Raw genomic sequence first — 8,196 nt, 5'->3', positions numbered from 1 at the left:
GCCTCGCATCCAACGCCTCCGTGCAAATCACCAGGCGAAGTGAATCAAAATGCGGTCTCGATTGCCAGGTTTTTCGAGGTGTCCAGCTAGCCAAAAACACCGGTAAGTCGAAAGAGGACATAAAGAAGATTCTTGATGCGAAGTATGGGAAACCCGCCACGGTAAAGCGCTTGGCGAAGGCGGTGCAGGGCTTCTTCATTCCAAGCCAGCGTGAAGGCGGTGTGCCAATCCTATTTGATAGAGAACGTGTCGAGTCAGAAGTCGTCAAGCAAATCCCATATGCCGAAGAGTTCAGCGCCAAAGAGGATTTTGAACGGTACGACAGTTACGACGACGTCACGCTTGAAATACACGCTCAGGACAAGGACAAGATCAATACCGGCTGGGCGGCTGTCCCGAAAGGCGTCACAGAATCGCGCCTCAGAATGAAGCTGGTCGACCCGGTGACGGCTCATGATATCTGGACCAAAGATACCGTTCGGGGGGATATCACCATTGTTTCTAAGCTCACAAGCGACGGCTATACACCGGCGGAAATCCATCTGACCGCCGTACGCAATTCGGACTAACCAAGCTCAAGAGTCCACTTTATCATCTTCGAACATTGCAGAGGAACGCAGCGGTAAATCCGCTAGGGCTGATTCGTGGATCTCCTGTTTCAGTAGAACTTTTTTAGCCGCAGTTTAAGGACTTGTTTGAGCGGGAGGACTAAGCTCAGGGGCACCAAGTACTGGCCACTTAGTCTCAATCTTCTTAAGAAGATTCAATCCAACACCCAACGTTGTTTGAGCAACAATGGTTAATACAATGCCTACCAAAGCCAAGATAACACCTAGAGAGATGTTATTCCAGAGATTACTTAAGCTGTCTATTACAGGTTGTTGAGTGGAAATTCTTTTGTCAACGTCGCTCTCAATCTGTCTAATTTTCTCAGAAAGCCCTTGAAGTGACAATATCTCTTTGCTCATGCCCCGAACAAGTTCGTTATCAATATCGTTTATAGCTTTTCCGTCATAAAGGTACGGTGGGCTTGATGTTCTATCCAAGCTACAAAACCAGATCTTAAAGGCGGGATCTCCTTCACATATCTGAACGGGCGATGGGCTGGCGTTGTAAACCGCGTATATCAGCTTTCCTTTGTACCCTGGATCAACGTGAAATCCCGAAACGTTAATAAGCCCTTGGTACTTAATGCGCGTCCGCATAGATATGAACGCCATAGCATCTGAAGGTATCGACACCTCCTCTTTTGTAAGGAGAAATGCGAACTGCCCGGGAGGAATCAAAAAGCATTGCTTCTCCGCTAAAACAGTTTTTCCTTGATGTTCTCCAGATAGTTCCGCCGTCTTAAAAAGGACATTACCCATGCGTAAGTTGTACGCATTCGCATCTATGTGCAATGGGTCAAAATCCATTACAACGGATTGGTTAGCTAGAAGCTTTTCGCCGCTCCAGAATCCACCGCCGCCAAGATTATTCCGTGATGTAGAACTGGCGCTCACGCAATTCGCTCCTGCGCTGTATTACAGCTTCGTGGAGGTTGAGGCCTCGCTCTTCAGATATCTGTGCAACCCATGTCATGATGTCGATGTTGGCGCTACGCATAATAGGAAGGCAGTCTTCGGCGTGATCAATCTTCTCGCATGCGTCCGCAAACCGACCAGCTGCATCAGCAAAAGTGCGAAGCGGGTCGATTTGGGTGGCAGGTTTGACGGCAACATTTGGTGCGGGCAGATGCTGATGGAGTGTATTTGCTGCGCTAAGACAGACAAGTGCAGTGTCAGTCAACGTCCGGTCATAAGCCTTTGGCTCAGTCAAGCCGCGCGCCAGCCGTCCCACGTATTTGCAGTAGTGGAGTCCGTAATGTTTTAGCCTGTCGTTTTTATGCAAGCACAGGATATCGGAGTGGTTCCTCCGATCATGATGATACTGCTCCTGTTGCAGTTGCAGCATGTCGCCATCTGAAAACATAATCGCGCTCCCTTCCCCCAGGTTCGCGTTGCCATCCTGATTCTGAAGCCGAATCAAGCCGCATACCACGACTTTTGCGGCAAATCGGAGTTTCCCACAAGTTATTAAAGTAAGCGTGAAACCGAAGAAGGGGGCCACAGAAACGGTTTCGACTCACGTGATATATAGAGAGGATGTTTTGGCGATCCATCCTTATTCGAGCCGAGTGCACGAATTTCGCACCCAGTTTCCCGAACGAGTTGCTCAACGTCACGCAATCTCGAGGTAGCTGCCGGTAGATATTGCCGTGGCGGGCGAATGACACCCCAGCCCAAAACGATGAAGCCGCCAGCCTCTTTCACCTCAGTCGCTGCCCGAAGAATGTGACCATCGTTCAGCGGCCCGACAGGGTCACCGCTTGCCCATAACTCTCTAGACAATGTTGCAATGCGCGCCCACGGGTTTATGAACGTAAGTCGTTCGCAACCCCATAGTTTGGCATACCCAATTCCCCGCCGCAGAGTGGCGTCATCGGCCTCTTCATCGGCGATACTTGGATTGTGAAGCAAAAACGCCACCGGCGGCCGCCGTCCACCGATGGGACGGTCGAGGCGATAACGGTACTGTCGACATTCCGAGAAGATGGCTGTCAATGGTGCGCGCTCAGCAATGTGTCTGTTGGGGCGCAAATGGCCGCTGCGGGGCGACTCTGAAGTGCAAGGCCGGGAACCCGCAATGGCGAGTAACTATTTTCGCCGTGCAACGCTGGTCTGAAATTCCACTGCGTCCGGCCACAGGCACAGCCCCCTCAATCCCCCATCTTCAGCGCCTGGATAAACGCCTCCTGGGGAATATCCACCTTGCCAAACTGGCGCATCCGCTTCTTGCCCTCTTTCTGCTTGTCGAGCAGCTTGCGTTTACGCGAGACGTCGCCGCCGTAGCATTTGGCGGTGACGTCCTTGCGCAGCGCCGAGATGGTTTCGCGGGCGATGACCTTGCCGCCGATCGCCGCCTGGATCGGGATCTTGAACAGATGGTGCGGGATCAGCTCCTTCAGCTTCTCGCACATCTGGCGGCCGCGCTTTTCCGCCGCCGTGCGGTGGACCAGCATCGACAGCGCGTCGACCGGCTCCTCGTTGACCAGGATCGACATTTTCACCAGGTCGCCCTCGCGATAGTCGGTCAGGTGATAGTCGAAGGAGGCATAGCCCTTGGAGATCGACTTCAGACGGTCGTAGAAGTCGAAGACCACCTCGTTGAGCGGCAAATCGTAGATCAGCATGGCGCGCTTGCCGACATAGGACAGGTCGGCCTGGATGCCACGCCGGTCCTGGCAGAGTTTCAGGATGCCGCCGAGATAGTCGTCGGGGGTGAGGATGGTGGCGCGGATCCACGGCTCCTCGATGGCCGATATCTTGACCACCTCGGGCATGTCGGCCGGATTGTGCAGTTCCTTGACCGTGCCGTCGTTCAACAGCAGGCGGTAGACGACCGAGGGTGCGGTGGCGATGAGGTCGAGGTTGAACTCGCGCTCCAGCCGCTCCTGGATGATTTCAAGATGCAAAAGGCCGAGGAAGCCGCAGCGATAGCCGAAGCCGAGCGCGGCGCTGGTTTCCATTTCAAAGGAGAAGGACGCGTCATTGAGGCGCAGTTTGCCGACCGCGGCGCGCAGGTCTTCGAAATCGGCGGCGTCGACCGGGAACAGGCCGCAGAACACCACCGGCTGCGCCGGCTTGAAGCCGGGCAGGGCTTGTGCCGTCGGGCGCTTGTCTTCGGTGATGGTGTCGCCGACGCGGGTGTCGGCAACCTCCTTGATCGAGCCGGTGAAGAAGCCGAACTCGCCGGGGCCGAGCTCGTCGACATTGATGCGGGCGGGCGTGAAGACGCCGGTGCGCTCGACCAGGTATCTGGCGCCGGTGCCCATCATGCGGATGGTCTGGCCCTTCTTCAGCACGCCGTCGATGATGCGCACCAGCACGATGACGCCGAGATAGGCGTCGTACCAGCTGTCGACCAGCATCGCCTTCAAGGGGGCCGCGATGTCGCCCTCGCGCGGCGGTGGCAGATCGTTGACGATCGCTTCCAGCACGTCGGGGATGCCCAGCCCGGTCTTGGCCGAGATCAGCACGGCGTTGGAGGCGTCGATGCCGATCACCTCCTCGACCTGCTCGCGGATGCGCTCGGGCTCGGCAGCGGGCAGGTCGACCTTGTTCAGCACCACGACGATCTCATGGTTGTTGTCGATCGCCTGGTAGACATTGGCCAGCGTCTGCGCCTCGACCCCTTGCGAGGCGTCGACGACCAGCAGCGAGCCCTCGCAGGCGGCAAGCGAGCGCGACACTTCATAAGCGAAGTCGACATGGCCGGGCGTGTCGATCAGGTTGAGGATATAATCCTCGCCATTGTTGGCGCGGTATTTCAACCGTACCGTCTGCGCCTTGATGGTGATGCCGCGCTCGCGCTCGATGTCCATCGAGTCCAGCACCTGCTCCTTCATGTCGCGCAGCTCCAGCCCGCCGGTCGACTGGATCAGCCGGTCGGCAAGCGTGGATTTGCCATGGTCGATATGGGCAACGATGGAGAAGTTGCGGATGTTCTTGATCGGCGTGGTCATGCGGCGCGCTTTAGCAGGGGCACGGTATATCGGCAAGCGGCGGGGCGCGGGTGCGGCGGCAAGGCGGCAAAGTCGTTAAACTTTGATCCATGAGATTAGAGCATAGTTTGCGCCCGGCGTGGTAGCCCACCGGTCTATCGCCGTTTCGGGGGGATCGGAATGCCGCTGTCAGCACGCAAATTTCTCAGATCGGTGAGCGGCTCGTTCGCGCCGATGCTCGCCATCCTGCTTATCCCGATGGTTGCCGCATTGGGCTTTTCCATCGACTATACCTCGGCGGTTTCAACCAGGGCATCGATGCAGAACGCCCTCGATGCAGCGTCGCTGTCGATCACGACGCTTGCGACGGACACCTCATTGGCGGACCGTCAGGTAAAACTGCAGGAGGTATACCTGGCCAATGGCGGGCAAGGCACGGCCAAGCTCGACAGCTTCGTCGTCGCCACCGACGGCGCCGCCAGCATCAAGGCTTCGGCCGGCTTTGCCATGCCGACGAATTTCATGCAGATCGCCAGGATCAACACGGTGCAGGTCGGCGTTGCGTCGGCAGTGACAAAGCGGCCGGCATTGGTGCAAGCCACGTTCAAGGTGACCAAGGTCTCGGGCTGGTGGGGCAAGACAATGACGCTCTACGGCACCAAATTCGGGGACACGGTGGCCAACAAGCTGATGAAGATCACCTACACATACAACGGTTATGGCGATCCGAAAGGCTATGGCACGGCGACCGTCTCCACCATCAACGGAGCGACGATCACTACGGTCCAGCAGCAGGTGTGTACGACCACCACGGTGCTCAGCTTTTATGGGCTGCCCAGCACCACGATCACCCAGACCGCTTCCAACGGCAAGAAATATGCGACCACCTGCGTCAACACCATGTACCCGGCGACCGGTGCCGGCGCGGTGATCGACGTCAGCCAGATGGACCAGCTCTACCTGCAGATGGATGTGCCGTCAGGCAATCCAACGGTGCTCAAATCGAACGATCCGGCGACATCGAACCGCCTCTACGCGGACGGCGTCGAGATCGCCAGTGGCCAAACGGTCGATATCTTTACGCTGGTGCCGTGCGGCCAGACCAGCACACAAGCGTGGGAAGACGGGGGATCGCCGGTGCCGACATCTCCGACCATCACCGATTCCAACGCGGACTTTTTCTACACAGTAACCGGCAAGTGCGCCTTCAATCAGCGGGCATCGGAAACGCTGTTGACACAATAGGACGCCGCAGCTGAGTGCGAGGGCATATCGGCCCGCTTAGGCTGCCCGTCCATCACACCGCCGCCCGTCACACCGGGTGGCGTGTTGGTTGCGAGCGACCGTCTTCCCTTTGCCCCCTGTGGGAGAAGGCGGCCGAGCGAAGCTCGGTCGGATGAGGGGTGTTCCAGGGAACGCCGACGCCTCATTGCTTCCAGCACCCCTCAACCGTCTCGGCGCTTCGCGCCGATTCACCTTCTCCCACAAGAGGAAGAGAGAGCTGCGAACGATCACGAAGCGGTGATGCTGTAACGAACCGTGTTTCGGCGGCGAAGTGTGGACATGGAACCGCACAGGAGAACAGCGATGACCGGATCGAAACGCAGCACAGCCCTGATGGGGCTCGCCGCGGTACTGTTTTCGGCAACTGTGCTGTCGGCAACCGGCGCGGCCGCCGGCCAGACGCAGACCGTCGTCGAGCTGTTCACCAGCCAGGGCTGCTCGTCCTGCCCGCCGGCCAACGCCAATCTGATCAAGGTCAAGGACCGGCCCGGCGTGCTGGCGCTGTCCTTCAACGTCACCTACTGGGACTATCTCGGCTGGAAGGACACATTCGGCAAAGAAGAATTCACGCAGCGCCAGGTCCGCTATGAACCGTCGCTCGGCCGTTCCGGCCCGTTCACGCCACAAGTGGTGGTCAACGGCAAGGCCGATGCGGTCGGCGCCAGGCCCGGCGAGATCGAGCAGCTGATTTCGAGCGGCGGCCGCGCCGACGGACCTTCGCTGTCGCTCGCCGGCGGGATGGTCAGCATCGGCGCCGGTCCGGTGCCCGGAGGCAAGGCCGACGTCTGGCTGGTGCGTTACGGCAAGGGCGTCGTCGAGGTGCCGGTGGCGCGCGGAGAAAACACCGGCCGCACGCTGCCGCACGCCAATGTCGTGCATTCGCTGACCAGGCTGGGCAGTTGGACCGGCGACGCCACCGCGCTGCCGCTGCCGGCGACGACGGGCGGCCTTAGCACGGCGGTGCTGGTACAGGTGCCGGGCGGCGGGCCGATCCTTGCTGCCGCTACGAATTAGAAACCCGCGCGAAATTCCCCCAACGCGCAGCGGCGCCGCCGCATGCCGTCAACCCCTGCCAAACCCTAGGAGATCATCATGACCAATCGTTTGACCAATCGCCCGACCCTGGCGGTACTCGCCTTCGCACTTTGCTCGGCGGCGCTGTTCGCAGGAGGCGCGGCGCGAGCCGAAGATGCGATGAAGCCGGCGATGGCGACAAACGCCATGAAGCCGGCAACGGGCGCCATGAAGCCGGCAACGGACGCAATGAAGCCGGCCGGCGCCATGGCGGCTGACGCGATGGCCACGACCGCGATGAAGGCGACCGATCCGATGAAGGCCGACTGCATGAACAAGGCCGACGCCGAGACGGACGCCATGAAGAAGGCAGAGGCGACCAAGGCCTGCGATGCCATGGCTCCGGCCAAATAGGCGATGCGCACAGCAATGTGAGAGCCCGGCGGACCTATCCGTCGTATAATCCACGCCACATCATGGGAGATCAGACATGACCGCAGCCGTGAAACGATCGTCGATTTTCGCAAAAGCAGCAGCTGCCGCGCTCATCCTCACGGCCGCCGCCGCCGTATTCTGGCAGACCCCGGCAGTCTCGGCCGAAGACGCGGTGGTGATCCCGCCGCCGGCAATGGACGAGAAGGCCACCGCCGGCACCGAAAAGGCGGTCTTCGCCGGCGGCTGCTTCTGGGGTGTGCAAGGCGTGTTCCAGCACGTCAAGGGCGTCACCAGCGCCGTCTCCGGCTATGCCGGCGGCGACAAGGACACGGCCGTCTATGAAATGGTCGGCACCAGCCGGACGGGCCATGCCGAATCCGTCGAGATCACCTACGAGCCGTCCAAGGTTACTTACGGCCAGCTGCTGCAGGTGTATTTCTCGGTGGCGCACAATCCGACGCAACTGAACTACCAGGGGCCGGACAGCGGCACACAGTACCGTTCGACGATCTTTGCGGAAAACGACACGCAGAAAAAGATCGCCGAAAGCTATATCGCCCAGCTCGACAAGGCCAAGGTGTTTCCTAAGCCGATCGTGACGACGCTGGAGACCGGCAAGAGCTTCTATCCGGCCGAGGACTACCACCAGGACTTTCTGACCCTCAACCCGACTTATCCCTATATCGTCTACAATGATTTGCCCAAGGTCGAGAACCTGAAGCGGCTGTTCCCCAACCTCTACAGCGAAAAGCCGGTGCTGGTGCTGGCCGCTAACAAGAGCTGAGCTTTTGCGCCGGCGGGCGCGACGGAGAATAAGCGTCGGCGATCCTTCGCACCCCCTCTGTCCTGCCGGACATCTCCCCCTCAAGGGGGTGTTTGGACCGGGGACATCGCGAACAGGTGTGCGAGGACATCGCGAA

Annotated in this window: 9 protein-coding genes; 5 read left to right on the top strand and 4 right to left on the bottom strand. The window is 59.0% G+C overall.

All coding sequences use genetic code 11. From position 1 onward, the window contains the following. On the top strand, window positions 1-569 hold a 569-nt coding region (locus NKH42_RS30570; protein WP_352974799.1), incomplete at its 5' end, for a hypothetical protein. 114 nt (window positions 570-683) lie between these two features. Here NKH42_RS30570 and NKH42_RS30565 read toward each other — a convergent pair. The 4 genes from NKH42_RS30565 to lepA form a co-directional block, all read right to left on the bottom strand. Beyond that, window positions 684-1,502 (bottom strand): dCTP deaminase domain-containing protein, encoded by an 819-nt coding sequence (locus NKH42_RS30565; RefSeq protein ID WP_352974797.1) that lies wholly within the window; start codon window positions 1,500-1,502, stop codon window positions 684-686. After that, complete coding sequence (locus NKH42_RS30560) at window positions 1,474-1,971, bottom strand: hypothetical protein (protein ID WP_352691872.1); 498 nt, start codon at window positions 1,969-1,971, stop codon at window positions 1,474-1,476. Before NKH42_RS30560 ends, NKH42_RS30565 begins: the two co-directional genes overlap by 29 nt. A gap of 104 nt (window positions 1,972-2,075) precedes the next feature. Further along, window positions 2,076-2,603, bottom strand: coding sequence for a DUF1643 domain-containing protein (locus NKH42_RS30555; protein ID WP_352882224.1), 528 nt, complete (start codon window positions 2,601-2,603; stop codon window positions 2,076-2,078). Window positions 2,604-2,758: 155 nt separating this feature from the next. Then, a complete protein-coding gene (gene lepA / locus NKH42_RS30550) occupies window positions 2,759-4,564 on the bottom strand; it encodes a translation elongation factor 4 (protein ID WP_352691876.1) in 1,806 nt (601 codons plus the stop codon). Between the two features lie 159 nt (window positions 4,565-4,723). Between lepA and NKH42_RS30545 the strand changes: the two genes are divergently transcribed. The 4 genes from NKH42_RS30545 (at window position 4,724) to msrA (ending at window position 8,060) form a co-directional block, all read left to right on the top strand. Further along, window positions 4,724-5,788: a TadE/TadG family type IV pilus assembly protein gene (locus NKH42_RS30545; protein ID WP_352691878.1), complete on the top strand. Its 1,065-nt coding sequence runs from the start codon at window positions 4,724-4,726 to the stop codon at window positions 5,786-5,788. Between the two features lie 342 nt (window positions 5,789-6,130). Then, window positions 6,131-6,841, top strand: coding sequence for a DUF1223 domain-containing protein (locus NKH42_RS30540; RefSeq protein WP_352691879.1), 711 nt, complete (start codon window positions 6,131-6,133; stop codon window positions 6,839-6,841). 78 nt (window positions 6,842-6,919) lie between these two features. Further along, window positions 6,920-7,255 (top strand): hypothetical protein, encoded by a 336-nt coding sequence (locus tag NKH42_RS30535; RefSeq protein WP_352691881.1) that lies wholly within the window; start codon window positions 6,920-6,922, stop codon window positions 7,253-7,255. 76 nt (window positions 7,256-7,331) lie between these two features. Then, on the top strand, window positions 7,332-8,060 hold the full coding sequence (msrA, locus tag NKH42_RS30530; RefSeq protein WP_352476876.1) for a peptide-methionine (S)-S-oxide reductase MsrA: 729 nt from the start codon (window positions 7,332-7,334) through the stop codon (window positions 8,058-8,060). Window positions 8,061-8,196 lie beyond the last annotated feature (136 nt).

This window comes from Mesorhizobium sp. M1142 (assembly GCF_040318565.1).
Taxonomy (GTDB): Bacteria; Pseudomonadota; Alphaproteobacteria; order Rhizobiales; family Rhizobiaceae; genus Mesorhizobium.
Note: the sequence above shows the minus strand (reverse complement) of the source record. Positions and strands in the feature narration are given on the sequence as shown.

Coding starts and splice junctions, on each gene's coding strand:
- NKH42_RS30560 (WP_352691872.1), bottom strand. CDS start 1,971: ATGTTTTCAGATGGCGACATGCTGCAACTGCAACAGGAGCAGTATCAT.
- lepA (WP_352691876.1), bottom strand. CDS start 4,564: ATGACCACGCCGATCAAGAACATCCGCAACTTCTCCATCGTTGCCCAT.
- NKH42_RS30545 (WP_352691878.1), top strand. CDS start 4,724: ATGCCGCTGTCAGCACGCAAATTTCTCAGATCGGTGAGCGGCTCGTTC.
- NKH42_RS30540 (WP_352691879.1), top strand. CDS start 6,131: ATGACCGGATCGAAACGCAGCACAGCCCTGATGGGGCTCGCCGCGGTA.
- NKH42_RS30535 (WP_352691881.1), top strand. CDS start 6,920: ATGACCAATCGTTTGACCAATCGCCCGACCCTGGCGGTACTCGCCTTC.
- msrA (WP_352476876.1), top strand. CDS start 7,332: ATGACCGCAGCCGTGAAACGATCGTCGATTTTCGCAAAAGCAGCAGCT.